Source organism: Paeniglutamicibacter gangotriensis Lz1y (assembly GCF_000348945.1).
GTDB lineage: Bacteria > Actinomycetota > Actinomycetes > Actinomycetales > Micrococcaceae > Paeniglutamicibacter > Paeniglutamicibacter gangotriensis.
Genome location: NZ_AOCK01000012.1, coordinates 36,327 through 51,314, shown reverse-complemented (window position 1 = coordinate 51,314; position 14,988 = coordinate 36,327). Strand labels below are relative to the sequence as shown.

13 protein-coding genes are annotated in these 14,988 nt (G+C 64.3%); 3 read left to right on the top strand and 10 right to left on the bottom strand.

Annotated elements, in window-relative coordinates; translation table 11 throughout:
* Window positions 1-15: 15 nt before the first annotated feature.
* From rpsA to polA, 5 genes are all read right to left on the bottom strand, one after another.
* Window positions 16-1,482 (bottom strand): 30S ribosomal protein S1, encoded by a 1,467-nt coding sequence (gene rpsA / locus ADIAG_RS17235; RefSeq protein ID WP_007272710.1) that lies wholly within the window; start codon window positions 1,480-1,482, stop codon window positions 16-18.
* Between the two features lie 162 nt (window positions 1,483-1,644).
* On the bottom strand, window positions 1,645-2,589 hold the full coding sequence (locus ADIAG_RS17230) for a polysaccharide deacetylase family protein (protein WP_007272709.1): 945 nt from the start codon (window positions 2,587-2,589) through the stop codon (window positions 1,645-1,647).
* A 4-nt stretch (window positions 2,590-2,593) separates the two neighbouring features.
* On the bottom strand, window positions 2,594-3,889 hold the full coding sequence (locus ADIAG_RS17225) for a GNAT family N-acetyltransferase (protein ID WP_007272708.1): 1,296 nt from the start codon (window positions 3,887-3,889) through the stop codon (window positions 2,594-2,596).
* A 68-nt stretch (window positions 3,890-3,957) separates the two neighbouring features.
* A complete protein-coding gene (locus ADIAG_RS17220) occupies window positions 3,958-5,253 on the bottom strand; it encodes a GNAT family N-acetyltransferase (RefSeq protein WP_007272707.1) in 1,296 nt (431 codons plus the stop codon).
* Entirely contained in the window at window positions 5,253-7,886 is a 2,634-nt protein-coding gene (gene polA, locus ADIAG_RS17215; protein WP_007272706.1) for a DNA polymerase I, read from the bottom strand. Before polA ends, ADIAG_RS17220 begins: the two co-directional genes overlap by 1 nt.
* Before the next feature lie 85 nt (window positions 7,887-7,971).
* On the opposite strand from polA, the gene ADIAG_RS17210 reads away from it, so the two are divergent.
* Together ADIAG_RS17210 and ADIAG_RS17205 are read left to right on the top strand one after the other, a co-directional pair.
* On the top strand, window positions 7,972-8,490 hold the full coding sequence (locus tag ADIAG_RS17210) for a hotdog fold thioesterase (protein WP_316502380.1): 519 nt from the start codon (window positions 7,972-7,974) through the stop codon (window positions 8,488-8,490).
* 42 nt (window positions 8,491-8,532) lie between these two features.
* Window positions 8,533-9,051 carry a P-loop NTPase family protein gene (locus tag ADIAG_RS17205; protein WP_235045952.1) on the top strand — a complete coding sequence of 173 codons (519 nt, stop codon included), beginning with the start codon at window positions 8,533-8,535 and terminating at the stop codon, window positions 9,049-9,051.
* Here the strand turns inward: ADIAG_RS17205 and ADIAG_RS17200 are convergent.
* From ADIAG_RS17200 to ADIAG_RS17180, 5 genes are all read right to left on the bottom strand, one after another.
* Entirely contained in the window at window positions 9,048-9,611 is a 564-nt protein-coding gene (locus ADIAG_RS17200) for a dihydrofolate reductase family protein (RefSeq protein ID WP_007272703.1), read from the bottom strand. The two genes, ADIAG_RS17205 and ADIAG_RS17200, sit on opposite strands and share 4 nt — an antisense overlap.
* 153 nt (window positions 9,612-9,764) lie before the next feature.
* Window positions 9,765-10,004: a hypothetical protein gene (locus tag ADIAG_RS17195; RefSeq protein WP_007272702.1), complete on the bottom strand. Its 240-nt coding sequence runs from the start codon at window positions 10,002-10,004 to the stop codon at window positions 9,765-9,767.
* Window positions 10,001-11,209: an inorganic phosphate transporter gene (locus tag ADIAG_RS17190; RefSeq protein ID WP_043475733.1), complete on the bottom strand. Its 1,209-nt coding sequence runs from the start codon at window positions 11,207-11,209 to the stop codon at window positions 10,001-10,003. Before ADIAG_RS17190 ends, ADIAG_RS17195 begins: the two co-directional genes overlap by 4 nt.
* 211 nt (window positions 11,210-11,420) lie before the next feature.
* A complete protein-coding gene (locus ADIAG_RS17185) occupies window positions 11,421-12,866 on the bottom strand; it encodes a pyridoxal phosphate-dependent decarboxylase family protein (RefSeq protein WP_007272700.1) in 1,446 nt (481 codons plus the stop codon).
* A 6-nt stretch (window positions 12,867-12,872) separates the two neighbouring features.
* Window positions 12,873-14,246, bottom strand: coding sequence for an MFS transporter (locus ADIAG_RS17180; RefSeq protein ID WP_007272699.1), 1,374 nt, complete (start codon window positions 14,244-14,246; stop codon window positions 12,873-12,875).
* Between the two features lie 118 nt (window positions 14,247-14,364).
* Between ADIAG_RS17180 and ADIAG_RS17175 the strand changes: the two genes are divergently transcribed.
* The gene (locus ADIAG_RS17175; RefSeq protein ID WP_007272698.1) at window positions 14,365-14,988 is read left to right on the top strand and encodes an L-threonylcarbamoyladenylate synthase; all 624 of its coding nucleotides are present in this window, start codon (window positions 14,365-14,367) and stop codon (window positions 14,986-14,988) included.

Here is a 14,988-nt window from a genome sequence, read left to right as displayed (position 1 = left end):
TCAAAAGTGTGCTGACTAGGAGCCGGCAAGCTTCTCGCGCAGTGCTGCGAGAGCCTCGTCGGAAGCCAGGGTGCCTGCCTCGTTTACCGGAGCATCCGAGGAGTAGGACGAAGAAGCGGACTCGGCCGGAGCCGACTCTGCTGCCACGTCATCGGCGTAGTGCTGAGCAACCTGCTTCTTGTGAGCTTCCCAGCGAGTCTGGGCGTCAGCGTACTGCTGCTCCCACACTGCGCGCTGGGACTCGAAGCCTTCGAGCCACTCGTTGGTCTCCGGATCGAAGCCCTCCGGGTACTTGTAGTTGCCTTCTTCGTCGTACTCTGCGGTCATGCCGTAGAGTGCCGGATCGAATTCGGCGCCTTCCGGATCGACGCCCTCGTTGGCCTGCTTGAGGGACAGCGAGATGCGGCGACGCTCGAGGTCGATGTCGATGACCTTGACGAACAGCTCGTCTCCCACGGAGACAACCTGCTCGGCCAGCTCCACGTGGCGCACGGCCAGCTCGGAGATGTGCACGAGGCCTTCGATTCCGTCTTCGACGCGCACGAATGCACCGAACGGAACCAGCTTGGTGACCTTACCCGGCACAACCTGCCCGAGGGCGTGGGTGCGGGCGAAGGTCTGCCACGGATCTTCCTGGGTGGCCTTGAGCGAAAGCGAAACACGCTCGCGGTCCAGATCCACTTCGAGAACCTCGACGGTGACTTCCTGGCCAACCTCGACAACCTCGGACGGGTGGTCGATGTGCTTCCAGGACAGCTCGGAAACGTGGACGAGGCCGTCTACGCCGCCAAGGTCCACGAATGCACCGAAGTTGACGATGGAGGAAACGACGCCCGGACGAACCTGGCCCTTTTCCAGCTTGTTGAGGAACGTGGAACGAACCTCGGACTGAGTCTGCTCGAGCCATGCACGGCGGGAAAGCACCACGTTGTTGCGGTTCTTGTCCAGCTCGATGATCTTGGCTTCGATTTCCTGGCCGATGTACGGAGCCAGATCGCGCACACGGCGCATTTCGACAAGCGATGCGGGCAAGAAGCCGCGCAGGCCGATATCCAGGATGAGGCCGCCCTTGACCACCTCGATGACGGTGCCGGTAACGACTCCGTCTTCTTCCTTGATCTTTTCGATGTCGCCCCAGGCACGCTCGTACTGAGCACGCTTCTTGGACAGGATCAAACGACCTTCCTTGTCCTCCTTGGTGAGGACCAGAGCCTCGACGTTGTCACCGACGGCGACTACGTCGCCCGGGTCAACATCGTGCTTGATGGAAAGTTCGCGGGAAGGGATGACACCTTCGGTCTTGTAACCGATGTCGAGCAGAACTTCGTCGCGGTCGACCTTAACGACGACGCCCTCGACGAGGTCTCCATCGTTGAAGTACTTGATGGTGGCGTCGACGGCAGCGAGGAAGTCCTCAGCGGAGCCAATGTCGTTAATTGCAACGACAGGAGCGCTGGTCTTCTCGTTGGAGGTGATGGTCATGTAGTAGGGACTCCGATGTGGATAGTCTGATTGAGTCGGGCAGCCGGAAGCCCCGGCATTTTCCGAATTTAGCTTGGGTGCGGGCACGGCTATAGCCGGAACACGCTCACCTAGTCTAATCCCCCGCACCCCGCCGGGTCAAAACGACAAACCTGCTTCTTGTCAAGCCGACGGGATGGACTTCGAATCCAACCCGAAGGCCTCAGAGAGCGTGTACAGGCGCTGGTCATTGGCCTCAAGGGCCTCCAAGAGCCCGGGCAGCGCCGCGGCCACCCCGGCAGCAGTCCCGGCGGCCGGACGGTTGAAGTGCCCAATCCCCACATCCCGGACCCCCAGCCTGGCGGTCTGTGCCGAGACGGTGGAGGCGCCGAATGTGGCACCGGCATCCAGGTTGACACTGAAGTTCATCGGCACCAGCCCCACCTGTCTGCACATTGCGGCCCCAAGTTCGTCTAGGTGAGCGGTGCCCGAACGGAAGAACCGGGCCTGGATCCCAAAGGTATCGGCCAGATAATGCTGGTTTCCCATGACCTCGTCGTAGGCGGCACCCAAGTCTGCGGTGCCGGGGATACCGTAGGCCACCTGCCCGCGGCTAGCCAACGGTGCGTGGGTGGTGCCGTGGTTAGCGATTTCGAAGAGCGGATCCGCGGCCAGCTCCCGCACCAAGGCGGTGTTTACCTGGGCCCAGCGGCGGTTGATGAACAGCGTGGCCGGGGCCCGGTGCGTGCGCAGCGCCTCGATCAGCACCGCGTCGTAGCCTTCGCCGTTCGGGCCTCCACAGGCGTCGAAGGTCAGGGCCGCTCCGTGCGCCGAGGCAGGAAGACGCAGTGACACGCCCTTGACCTCGAGCCCGAAGGATCCTGCGGGCCTCCCTGCCATCTCGGCGAGCAGCTGTGCACGTGTCGGGACCACAGCGGCGCTCGGGCTCGGTGCCGGAGTATTCGAGGGTGTGGCCGTGGACGCGCTCGCAGCTGCTGTGCTCGGAGGAACCCGCGGCGAGGCAGGGTCAGCGACACAGGAGCTCAGCAGTGCCGCCCCGGTCCCGAGCAGGGCACCTAAGACGGTGCGGCGTGCGGCCAGGGGGAATCGTTCAGTGTGCTGGGGCATGGTCCTAGAAATCCGCTTGGCAGTAAGGGACGAAGTCGGTGGCGAACAGGGCGTCAAGGGTGGCGACGGCCCTGGGCGTATGGGCCTGCAACACGCCGGCCTGGGCCAGATGCTCCGCGCTGAAGCCGCCCAAGTAGAGGGATCCGAGGTCGCGGACATCGAGTGTGGCATCGGGTTCGCTGTCTTCCGGGGCCCGGCGCACCTGCGCCGTACCGTCGTGGACCTCCAGCTCCCAATGCCCGTCGGCCAGTCCCAGGGCATCAAGCACCCGCAGGCGCACGATCCCCTCCCCGCGGTAGCTGCGGGCGGCCAGAGCGGTGCGCACATCCAGGATGCGCAGCCACAGGTGATCCCCGGCGCCGGTGACCTTGTAGGCACGGGCGTTTTCCAGCGCACTGGGCAGCACGTCGTCCAGCGGTCCGCGGCCGGTGACCACTTCGATGAGGTCGTGGTCGGCCAGGTAGGCGATTAGCTCGCGGCGGGCCGCCCCGTCCACGGTGCACATCTGCCCGATGTTCAGGGTGGGGGCAGAGCCCTTCCCCCCGGCGAACAGGTAGCTCACGAACCCGTCGGGTTTGCCCTCGGCATCCAGGTGCAGGGCCGAACGCAGGTTCTCCACCGGCTTGAGCGAGTCGTAGTCTTCCCACCGACCCGCTGCCTGCCCCACATCGAACCCCGTGGCGCTGACGGATCCGGGGGTGCGGGCATGGGCGGCGGCGAAGATCGCCGGGGCGTATTTCATCAACTCTGCCGGGGCGACGGCCAGGACCGTGCCTCCGCTGGCGCCGCGCATCGGTGCCCCGTGCCGGGTGTCGAGGGTAAAGCGGACACGTCCGGTGGCCTTACCGAAGCCGAAGCGTCCGTAAATGGTGGCTTCCGAGGCGGTCAGCGCGGCGAACACCATCCCTGTCTCGCGGGCACCGGTCAGGTCTTCGGTGATCATCCGGCGCAGCAGCCCGCGGCGGCGGTGCGTGGGGCTGACGGTGACCGAGGTGATCTGGTGGACGGGCATCAGATTCCCTCCCCCGATGTTCAACGTCCCGCCGAACGCCGCATAGGTGGCCACCGGGGATTCGGTGTGCAGCGAGGGCTGCACGGAGGATTCGTCATGGACGGCCGTATAGGTGCTGTTGTCCTCCAGGTCCAAGCGTGCCAGCGTGGCCACGTCCCCCGCATCCAGTGAGCCCTCATGGAAACCGCGACTGATGGCCTTCAGGAATGCGACGGTGCGGTCGTTGGGGACACCGTCGATGAGTTCTGGTTCAAACCGTTCAATGCGAATCGTGGTGTCTTCACTCATGAGCAGCGGGTGCACTTTCTTGACGGCGATAGGGCGGAAGGCAAAAAGCAGCTGGTGAAAGTCTAGGCCTAGAAGCCGTTGATGGCGTGCGGCAGACCCGGAAGATCCAGCAAGGAACCCAGGGTGGCGGACGCTGCCGGGCTGGCCGGTTTCAGCAATCCGGCCACGACCAAGTCCCTCACGGTGCAGGCACCCAGCAACAGCGGCCCCAGCGCCGTGACCTCGCAGCTGGCATCGGCAGGTTCCGGATTCTCCAGCAGACCGATGGAGGCGGTGCCCTCGGTGAGGGTGAATCGGTAGGTCCCGGCGACCAGCGACAGCGGGTCCTGAACCTGCAGGGTGAAGGTTCCGCTGCCACGGTATTCCCTGGCCTCGAAGGCCGCTACAACATCGAGGACCCGCACCCAGAGTCCGTGTTGGCGCTGGGTGTAGGAGATCCGTGACGGGTCTACCAAGGCCCAGGTGAGCGGATCGTTGGCCGCGACCATGGGCACCGTGACTCGTTCAACCAGGTCCAGGTTGGCCAGGAAGCGGAGCAGTTCCCGGCGCGCCTGGGCGGTGGCTGCCACCAGGTCGCGGACCTTGAGGGTGGGCGGGGTGCTCTCCCAGCCGGCGAACGCATGGGTCACGTAGCCCTGGATCACGCCGTGGGCATCCAGGTACACCGCGGCGCGCAACTTCGGATCCGGTTCCGGCTGCTCATCGCCCCACGCCCCGGTGGCCATGCGTGTATAGGATTCCTGCCGGCCGATGGAGCCGCGCTGGGATTCGTGGAAGCGGGCAAAGAGTTCCGGGGCAATGTCGGCCAGTTTGGCCGGCACCAGCTGCACGACCGAGCCCGTCGCGGCGGCGTGGAAGTCCACTGCCCCACGCACATCGAGCTCCAGCACCTGCTGCTCGGTGGCCCGGCCGAAGCCAAAACGCCCGTAGATGGTCGCCTCGGTGGCGGTCAGCACCGCCAGAGCGAAGCCTGCATCCTTCGCTTCGGAGAGATCGGTGCTCAGCAGTTTGCGCAGGATCCCACGGCGCCGGTGCGTGGGGCGCACCGTGACCATGGTGATCAGGTGCGCCGGCAGCAGCTTCGCGCCGAGGTTCATCGTCCGGGTGAAGCTGGCGTAGGTGGCCACGGGCGTGAGCGCGTCCACGAGGTCCGTGGGCCGCGAATCGTCGAAGACTCCGGTCAGCACCCGCCCGTCGCATACCTCGGCTTGCAACAGCTGCTCGAGCTGTTCCGCGGTGGCAGGTTTCTCGTGGAAGCCTTCCCACGCGGTGTCGACCCAGGCGGCATAGGCAGCCGAAGGCGCCCCGGTGGCGGGGTTGCGCTCCAGGGGAACCTCGGCAAAGCGCAGCTGCTGCACCGGCATTAGTGCGCCGCGTCCTGCCAGGAGGTACCGGCGCCCACGTGCACGTCCAACGGGACCGACAGCTCGGCCGCCGCACCCATTTTCTCGCGCACGATCTGCTCCACCGTTTCCAGTTCCCCGGTGGCAACTTCTAGGACGAGTTCGTCATGGACCTGCAGCAGCATGCGGGACTTCAGCCCGGCGTCGGCCAAGCCCTTCTCCACCCCGAGCATGGCGCGCTTGATGATGTCGGCGGCCGATCCTTGGATGGGGGCATTCAGCGCCGCACGTTCGGCGATGTCGCGCAGTTGGCGGTTGTCGCTGGCCAGCTCGGGCAGGTAGCGGCGGCGGCCGAAGATGGTCTCGGTGTAGCCGTCCTTGCGGGCCTGGTCCACGACGGCGCGCAAGTAGTCGCGCACCGCGCCGAAGCGGGCGAAGTAGTCCTTCATCAGCGTGCGGGCCTCGTCGACGGAGATCTTCAGCTGCTTGGAGAGCCCGAAGGAGCTCAGCCCGTAGGCCAGGCCGTAGCTCATGGCCTTGACCTTGGAACGCATCTCGTTGGTGACCTCGGCCGGTTCGACGCCGAAGACGTGCGAGCCGACAAAGCGGTGCAGGTCCTCGCCCTCTTCGTATGCCTGGATCAGTCCCTCGTCGCCGGAGAGGTGCGCCATGATGCGCATTTCGATCTGCGAGTAGTCGGCGGTCAGCAGGGTTTGAAAGCCGTCGCCCACGACGAAGACTTCGCGGATGCGTCGGCCTTCCTCGGAGCGGACCGGGATGTTCTGCAGGTTCGGGTTCAGGCTCGAAAGCCGGCCGGTGGCCGCGACGGTTTGCGCGTAGGTGGTGTGGATGCGCCCGTCGGAGGCGACGGCCTTGCGCAGGCCCTCGACGGTCTGGCGCAGCTTGGTCGCGTCGCGGTAGGCCATCAGCGCGACCAGGAACGGGTGCCCGGTCTTGACCAGGAGGTCCGCCAGCGACTCGGCGTCGGTGGTGAAACCGGTTTTGATCTTCTTGGTCTTGGGCAGGTCAAGGGTTTCGAACAGCACCACCTGCAGCTGCTTGGGGCTGGAGAGGTTCACTTCCTGCCCGTCGATGGCCGCGAAGGCCTCTTCGGTGGCGCGGTTGATGGTGGTGGTGAAGTCGTCGTAGAGCTCGTCGAGGCGTGCGGTGTCGATGGCGATGCCCGACATTTCCATGTGCGCCAGGATCAGCGACAGCGGCATCTCCAGGTTCTTGAGCAGGTCGGTGCCGCCGCGTTCGAGCAGCATCGGGGCCAGGTGCAGGCTCAGGGCGCGGACCACGTGGGCTGCGCGGACCGCCGGGGTGGCCAGGTCGGGGCCTTCCAAATCCAGGGCCAGCTGGCCATTGGCCGCGGCCTTGGTTTCATCCAGGGAGATCCGCAGGTGTTGCTGGGCGATGTCCGGCAGTTCGTGGCTGCGGCGATCCGGCTGGATCAGGTATGCGGAGATCATGGTGTCGTCGTGGACCCCCGCCAGCTCAAACCCACGGTTCTTCAGCAGCTTGTAGGTGCGCTTGAAGTCGTGCACGGTCTTGGTGTGGCTCTCCGAGGACAGCACCTGTGCCAGTGCCTTTTCGGTCTCCTCGTCGATTTCTTCAAGCGAGATGAACGCGGTGGCATCGTTCGAGGCGAAGGCCAGGCCCACCACGTCGGTGGCGCCGGCCGAGGTGACGGTGGCCGCGTGCAGGCCCAACAATTGGGCACCGTGCGCACCGATCCAGGTTTCCAGGCCGGCTGCGTCCTGGAGCAGTTCGTGGGCGGGGATCGGTTCTTCCTCGGCGGCTTCCACGGGGTCGTCCCCGAAGAGGTCGAAGAGGCGTTTGCGCAGCGTGTTGAACTGCAAGGCGTCAAAGAGTTCTTCGACTGCTTCGCGGTCTGGCCGGTCCAGCACCATGGCCTCGAATCCGACGGGAAGTTCCAGATCGGTCAGCAGGTGGTTCAGGCGGCGGTTGCGTGTCACGTTATCCACGTGTTCGCGCAGCGATTCGCCGACCTTGCCCTTGATGTTGTCGATGTTCTCCAGGATCCCGGGCAGGCCCCCGTAGAGGTTGATCCACTTCGCGGCGGTCTTCGGGCCGACGCCGGGGACTCCCGGGAGATTATCGGCGGTCTCGCCGACCAGTGCGGCAAGGTCCGAGTACTGCTCGGGGCGCACGAAGTACTTGGCCTCCACGGCATCGCCGTCCATCGGCGGGATGTCGGAGATGCCCTTCTTGGGGTAAAGCACCAGGGTCTTTTCGGTGATCATCTGGAAGGCGTCGCGGTCCCCGGAAACCACCAGCACCTCGAAGCCCGCGGCTTCGCCCTTGGCTGCCAGGGTGGCCAGGATGTCGTCGGCCTCGAACCCGTCCATGGAGATGGAGGGGATGTTCATGGCTTCCATGACCTTGCGGATCAAGTCGATCTGGCCGTGAAATTCCTCGGGCGTCTTGTTGCGCCCGGCCTTGTATTCGGTGTACTCCAGTGAGCGGAAGGTGGGGGTGTCCAAGTCAAAGGCCACCGCCACGTGGGTGGGCTTCTGCTGCCGGATCATGGTCAACAACATCGACACGAATCCGTGCACGGCGTTGGTGTGCTGCCCGGTATCGGTTGCAAAGTTTTCCGCCGGCAATGCATAGAAGGCGCGGAAGGCCATGGAATGCCCGTCAATGACGAGTAGACGCTGGGGATCGGTTGCCACAAGTTTGGTTGATTCGCTCACAGGTGCCAGCCTAGTTGGCATGGGCAATAATTTCACTGTAGACAACACACCGACCGTCGAGACCTCTGGCACCTTTGCCTCCAATGGGGCAATGAAAGCCAACCCCTATGCTTCCCAGCTGGCGGCGCACGGGGTACCCGAGACGATGTGGCCGATGCTGGCCGCGCACGGAGTCGGGACCCTGGTGGAGAAATTGGGCATCAAGTTCCTGGAGATCACCCGCGACCGCGTGGTGGCGACCATGCCGGTGGAAGGCAACGGGCAGGTGGCAGGAATCTTGCACGGCGGGGCCTCGGTCGCGCTGGCCGAAACCTTGGGTTCCTTTGCCGCTGCGGTGCACGGTGCCGGGGCGAAGAAGCCGGTGGGCGTGGACATCTCGGCGACCCACCACCGCGCTGGGGTCTCAGGCCTGGTGACCGGGGTCTGCACCCCGATCCACTTGGGACGGACCTTGACCACCCACGAGATCGTCATCAGCGATGAGTCGGGCCGGCGTGTATGCACCTCGAGGATCACCAACATGTTGCTCGAGGGATAGGTGGAGCCGGGGCAAGATATCCGGAAGGTCTTGTGCCTGGGCGTGACCGGTAGCGGGAAGTCGACACTGGCCGGTGAGCTCGGGAGAATCCTGGGACTTCCCGTGCACTACGTCGACGAGGAGATCGGTTGGCTTCCGGGCTGGAGAAGCCGCCCCGCCGGAGAACAACGGGAGCTGGCGCTACGGATCGCGGACGAACCTGCGTGGGTCTTTGATTCGGTGTATGGGTATTATCGGCACGACGTTCTCGAGCGTGCCGAGCTGATCCTCTGTCTGGACTACCCGCGGTTCGTCTCACTGGGACGGTTGCTGTTGCGCACGGTGCGCCGTGTCTCGACGGGGCAAGAGAGCTGCAACGGGAACCGGGAGACGTGGGCCAGGGTGCTGGGCAAGGATTCGATCATCCGTTGGCATTTCAGCACTTTCGCGTCCAGGCGACGGCTGATGCGCGACTTTGAACAAACGCTGGGCTCCGACCGGGTTAGGCGGTTCGCCTCGCCGAGGGAAACACGCAGGTGGCTTGCTTCCCTCGAGGCCAACCGGCTGGGCTCGAATTCCTAGTATTCGTGGTCCTGGCCCGGCGCTTTGTTCACGGTGTAGCGGGTTTCACGCACGCCCTTGACGTAGTCACGCGAATACGTCGGGGTCAGTGAGGCCCGGCCACGCATGGCGAAGAGCGGACGTCCACCACCCAGTAGCACCGGCATCGTGTAGAGCAGGAGCTCATCCAGCAAGCCCTCGTCAACGAATTGCCCGGCCAGCGACCCGCCGCCGAGCACCCAGACATCCTTGCCGTTGGCGCTGCGCGCAACGTCCCCGGCCCACTCGTTGACGTCCCCGCGCACATAAGTGACGTCCACCCCAGGGATCGCAGCGAGTTCCCGGTGAGTGAATACCCAAACGGGTAGGTCCCCGTAGGGCCAGACCTCGGGCATGTTGTTCAGCAGCCACGAGTAGGTGTCTGCCCCCATCGCCACCGCACCGATCTGCGCCACGAATTCCGCGTAGCTTTCCGCTTGGCCTTCGAACCCGTCAAAGTCCATGAGCCAGTCGAGTCGATCGTTTTCGTCGGCAATGTAGCCGTCGGCCGAGGCCGCCACGAAATACCTGAATTGCGTCATGGAGCCCATCTTATCCACGAGCTGCGCCCCAAAGCAGGTTTGAGTCGAAAGTTATCCTTCCCGAAAGGAACCAGTCAGCGTCGTTAAGCAGCTTTCGCCCGTCGTGATCCGGGAGGGAGAACGACGGGCGAAAGCACAGTGTCGCTGCGGCTATTAGCTGCCGAGGATTCTTTCGCTGAGCGCCGGCACAATCAGCACGATGCCGAAGAGCACCACGATCCCGCACATCGCGAAGCAGCCGTAAGCGGCAAGCCTGGACGGCAGCGCCGAGCTCTTGGCGTCCTCACCGACGGCGAGCATACGCACGCCCAACGAATAGGCTCCCACGATGAACAGTGCCGCGACCCACGTGACGACCGCGACGATCAGGAATGCATCCCACTCGATAGTCATTTTTTGGTCTCCTGCTCTGCCTTGGCGCGTGCCGACTTGCGGCGCTGCTTCTTGGTCGGGATGTTGACGGCTGCACCCGAGACATCAACGTCGCTGATGGCGTTGCTGTGGCCGACGATTTCGCGGCGCGAGAGGACCCAGATGACCAGCAGGGCGCCGATGCCCAGGATGCTGACAATCGCCAGTCCGCCGTTGCCGTAGTGTGCCAGGCCTGCGGCTGCGGCGCCGATGAGTCCGGCTGCCGGGAGGGTGAAGAGCCAGCCGACGGCGATCTTGCCGGCAGTCCCCCATCGAACCACGGCGCCCTTGCGGCCGAGCCCCGATCCGATCACCGAACCGGAGGCGACCTGCGTGGTCGACAGGGCGAAGCCCAGGTGCGAGGAGGCGAGGATGGCTGCGGCAGTGGAGGTTTCCGCGGCGAAGCCCTGTGCGGGTTTGACGTCGGTGAGACCCGATCCCATGGTGCGGATGATGCGCCATCCACCCATGTAGGTGCCCAGCGCAATGGCCAGGGCACAGGCGGCAATAACCCAGAAGTGCGGTCCGGTGCCTACATCCTGCAGGCCCGAGGCGACCAGGGTCAGGGTGATGACGCCCATGGTCTTCTGGGCATCGTTGGTGCCATGCGCCAGGGCGACGAGCGAGGAGGAGAAGATCTGTCCGTAACGGAATCCGCCGCGCTTCGGGGAGGCCAGACCGGATTGGCGCTTGGTCACCGTGTAGGCGAGTTTGGTGCATAGATACGCTGAGGTGCCGGCTATCACCGGGGCCACCAACGCCGGGAGCAGGACCTTTGACATCAACACGTTGTAGTCGATGGCGCCGAACCCGGCTCCGACGATCGCCGCACCGATCAGTCCACCGAAGAGTGCGTGCGAGGAACTCGAGGGCAACCCGAGCAGCCAGGTGAGCATATTCCAGATCACGGCACCCATCAGACCGGCGAAGATCATCGCCGGCATGATTTGCACGCCGGTGTCCCCGCCCTCCTTGATGATGCCGCCGGAAATGGTCTTGGCGACTTCTGTTGAGAGGAATGCACCGACGAGGTTCAGGACCGCGGCTAGCGCGACTGCCGTCTTCGGCTTGATGGCACCGGTGGCGATGGGCGTGGCCATCGCATTGGCGGTGTCATGGAAGCCATTGGTGAAATCAAAGAACAGGGCAAGTGCAATGACCAGGACGACGATAAGCGTCAGATCCATGTAAAAACCAATCGTGGGGTTACGGGCGAGGGCCGATTCGCGTTCGGTGAGACTGTTCCACCCCCATTGTTTACCTAATGTTTGGGGTGTGTTCACCTAAGTCGCAGATTCATCATATGGCCTGCTCCGCGCTAGTCAATTCTGTCCCAGCTCCTTTCTAGGCGTTCCCCGCACACGTATGGGAGCACACGCTTGACCAACGTGAGCGACTTCACCCGGGTTCTGGGGCCACCAACGACGCGAGTAGATCAATCAGCAGTTGCGCCGAAATGTCCCGGGGCAGCGCCTCAACCAAGCCCAGCAGCGGCGCCATTTCCCGAGGTAAAGCACCGCGCTCGCCCGATACACCCAGGGCGCCGAGCACCTGCTGCAAGGCACCTGGCTCCGGTACCCCGGCGAAGTCGATGCCCAGTGCGGATAGGACTTGCTCTGAGTCCGGTGTATGACTTCCGCGCACCGAATCGGCGCATCGTTCCAGCGCCGTGCACAACTCAGGGAGCACCGATTCGGTGACCGGGGTGATGGTCAGGTGAGTGGTTCTTTCCAACCAGCTTCCATCCGGTTGCCTGTAACCGGGCTGCATCTGCACATGCCACCCGGCAGCAGCCAAGGCATCGGCCCAAAGGTGCGGATCGACCCCGGAATCAGCGTCGACTTCGGGGTCCCTGACCACTGCCAGCAACGGTCCGATCGGGCGACCGAGCACCCGCAGCCCCTCGATCCCATTGATCTGCTCAATCAAGACGGACGTGGCACGCTTGCAGGGTTCGGCGAGCGCGGCATAACCCTCGGTGCCCAAGTATTTGGTGATCGCCCAGGCTGCGGCCAGTGGAGCGGCCGACTTGGAACCTAACAGCGTGGGGTTCACCACGGGATAGCCGGGCCAGTTGGTGGTGGCGAAGAATTGGCCGCGTTGCCGCTGCTTGTTCTTCGTCAGCAGCACGGAGATGCCCTTGGGTGCGTAGCCGTACTTGTGCAGGTCAGCGGAGAGGCTGGTGACTCCGGGGACCGCCAGGTCCCAGGGTGGCAATCCCTCCCAGAACGGAAGGATCCACCCGCCGAAGCAGGCATCGACGTGGCAGTCTATGCCCCGCTCCAACGCGGCGGCGGCAACCTGCTGGATCGGGTCGAGTGCCCCGTGCGGGTAGGAGGGTGCGGAGAGGACGACCAGTGCGGTGTCGGGGCCCATCCGCTCGATGAGGCGCTCGGGATCAAGTTCTCCGTCGTGCCCCACCGGGACCAGGTCAAGGGCCAAGCCGAAGTAGTCGGCGGCCTTGTGGAAGGCGGCGTGGATGCTGGTCGGGGCCAGGATCCGCGCCGGACCTGCACCCCGGTGGTTGGCCCGGGCTGTCTTGACGGCCAACAGACAGCTTTCCGTGCCCCCGCTGGTCGCAGTTCCCGTGACGGTGTGGTCTCCGCCGAGCAGCTCGCGGGCGAAGGTGAGCAGTTCGCGTTCCATGTGGGCGACCGAGCCGAACATAGTGGGATCCAGCCCGTTGACCGGTTGCACCAGCTCCATCGCACGTGCGGCCAGGGAATCGAGGTCCGTGCGTCCGGAGTCGTAGACGTAGGACATCACGTGTCCGCCGTGTGTGGGCGCGTCCTGCGCCCGCAGGGCCTTGAGCGTCTCCAGGATGTGTTGTGCGTCGTGGTCCATGCCCGCTCATTCCTCGTGGCCTGTGGAGGCTTCGTGCGGTTGGTTGAAGTTCGATTCGCGCAGTGGGTATCTTTTGAAGACCCATAGGCTGGCCGCGATGACCACGGCAGGGAGCACGCTGAAGGCCAGGATGATGCCGGTGATCGCGCTTGGCTGCTGGGTGACGGCGGCACCCGCCACAGATTCGGCATACCCGCTTGCCGCCAGCACCACGGTCAGAATGGCAGCGCCGGCGGCCATCCCGGTGGTCTCCCCGGCAGTCCATACCCCGCCGAAGATCCCGGCGTTCCCTGGCCCATGAGTGAGCCCGTCGTGGGTGATGACGTCGGGAAGCATCGACATCGGTAAGGCCTGCATCCCCGCATACCCTGCCCCGGCCAGGGCCACCGGCAGATATACCCAGGGGCCCGGGTTGATGAGCATCCCCGTCAGGCCCAGTGCCGCAATGCCGAAGAGCACACTGGAGTAGACAAAACCGCGTTCCTTGCCCACGCGTTGGGCCACGGCCCTCCAGACCGGTGCAAAGAGTAGTGCCGGTCCGATCAGCGCGATGAACAAGAACGTCACTGCGGCCTCGTCGTGCAACACCCAGGTCGCAACATATTGGGCGCCTGCCAACATGGCACCGGTGGCCAGCCCCTGCAGGGCGAAGGCCAGCAATAGTACTCGGAACGGGTGGCTGCGCCGCAGCACGTCAAGCCCTTGTTTGTAGCCTTGCCGCAGCCCTGCCTGCGGCATAGTGCGCCTGACACCTCGTGGTGCGACTCGCGCGCTGGCCAGCATGCTTGCGCCGATGAGTAACCCGGCAACCACCGCCATGAGAAAGTAGCCGAGCCACTGGTTCTCCCCACCCAGGGAGCGCAGCGCAGGTCCTCCCGCACCGAAGAGCAAGATGGCCACGGAGAGGACGAGCACGCGGATCGAGAGCAACCTGGTGCGCTGGTCGTAGCTGGTGGTGAGTTCGGCAGGCAACGCCATATAAGGAACCTGGAAGAGGCTGAAAGCCGTGGCGGTGGCGGTAAAGGCAACGAGCACCCACAGACCCCCGGCTACCTGTCCCAGCTGGAGCGGAACGGCGAAGGTCAGGATGAAAAAGAGCGGGAGCAGGAGGCTGCCTGCCACCATGAAGCGCTTCCGCGATCCCGTCACGGCAAGGTCCCTGTCGCTGCGAATACCGATGACCGGGTCGATGAGCACGTCCCAGATCTTCGCTAAGGCCAGCAGCAGGCCGGCCCAGAGCGCCGCGATACCCAAGGTATCGGTCAGGTAGTAGATCAGCACGAGGCCCGGAAGCGTGGCGAACCCACCGGTGCCCATGGATCCCAGCGCATAGGTACCAATGACCCTGCGCGGAAGCACACCGTCCCCTGTAGTCCCCATGGCTTGGAGTCTACGCAGCCAAAGCGGCCTGCGACCAGAGCACACAGAGGCAGTCAGTCCGCAGGCCCTTTAGCGAAAATTGGGTGCACGAAACGCCGCGGAGCCGTAAGCTCGTGAAATGGCTAGATTCTTTGATGTACACCCCGATAACCCACAGCCGCGCGCGATCGCCCAAGCCGTGGAGATGATCCGAAATGGCGGGCTCATCGCCTACCCCACCGATTCTTGCTACGCCCTGGGCGCACAGATAGGAAACCGCGAGGCGTTGGATCGGATCCGTTCCATCCGCCAGGTCGATGACAAGCACCACTTCACGCTGGTCTGCAAGGACTTTGCCCAGTTGGGCCAGTACGTGGAGGTCAACAACAAGATCTTCCGCAACATCAAGGCGGTAACCCCTGGCAGCTACACGTTCATCCTGCCGGCGACCAAGGAAGTCCCACGGCGCCTGATGCAGGCCAAGAAGAAAACCATTGGCGTGCGGATCCCCGAGAACGCGGTAGTTCGAGCCCTGCTGGAGGAACTGGGCGAACCGATCCTCTCCAGCACCCTGTTACTGCCTGGAGAGGAAGATCCGATGACCATGGGCTGGGAGATCAAGGAAGCCCTGGACAACGTGATCGAGGGAGTTATCGATTCCGGGGAATGCGGCACCGAACCGACCACCGTCATTGACTATTCCTCCGGCGAAGCAGTGATTACCCGGGTAGGCCTGGGCGACCCGTCACGCTTCGAGGATTAA

Coding starts and splice junctions, on each gene's coding strand:
- rpsA (WP_007272710.1), bottom strand. CDS start 1,482: ATGACCATCACCTCCAACGAGAAGACCAGCGCTCCTGTCGTTGCAATT.
- ADIAG_RS17230 (WP_007272709.1), bottom strand. CDS start 2,589: ATGCCCCAGCACACTGAACGATTCCCCCTGGCCGCACGCCGCACCGTC.
- ADIAG_RS17225 (WP_007272708.1), bottom strand. CDS start 3,889: ATGAGTGAAGACACCACGATTCGCATTGAACGGTTTGAACCAGAACTC.
- ADIAG_RS17220 (WP_007272707.1), bottom strand. CDS start 5,253: ATGCCGGTGCAGCAGCTGCGCTTTGCCGAGGTTCCCCTGGAGCGCAAC.
- polA (WP_007272706.1), bottom strand. CDS start 7,886: ATGGCCTTCCGCGCCTTCTATGCATTGCCGGCGGAAAACTTTGCAACC.
- ADIAG_RS17210 (WP_316502380.1), top strand. CDS start 7,972: ATGGGCAATAATTTCACTGTAGACAACACACCGACCGTCGAGACCTCT.
- ADIAG_RS17200 (WP_007272703.1), bottom strand. CDS start 9,611: ATGACGCAATTCAGGTATTTCGTGGCGGCCTCGGCCGACGGCTACATT.
- ADIAG_RS17195 (WP_007272702.1), bottom strand. CDS start 10,004: ATGACTATCGAGTGGGATGCATTCCTGATCGTCGCGGTCGTCACGTGG.
- ADIAG_RS17190 (WP_043475733.1), bottom strand. CDS start 11,209: ATGGATCTGACGCTTATCGTCGTCCTGGTCATTGCACTTGCCCTGTTC.
- ADIAG_RS17185 (WP_007272700.1), bottom strand. CDS start 12,866: ATGGACCACGACGCACAACACATCCTGGAGACGCTCAAGGCCCTGCGG.
- ADIAG_RS17180 (WP_007272699.1), bottom strand. CDS start 14,246: ATGGGGACTACAGGGGACGGTGTGCTTCCGCGCAGGGTCATTGGTACC.
- ADIAG_RS17175 (WP_007272698.1), top strand. CDS start 14,365: ATGGCTAGATTCTTTGATGTACACCCCGATAACCCACAGCCGCGCGCG.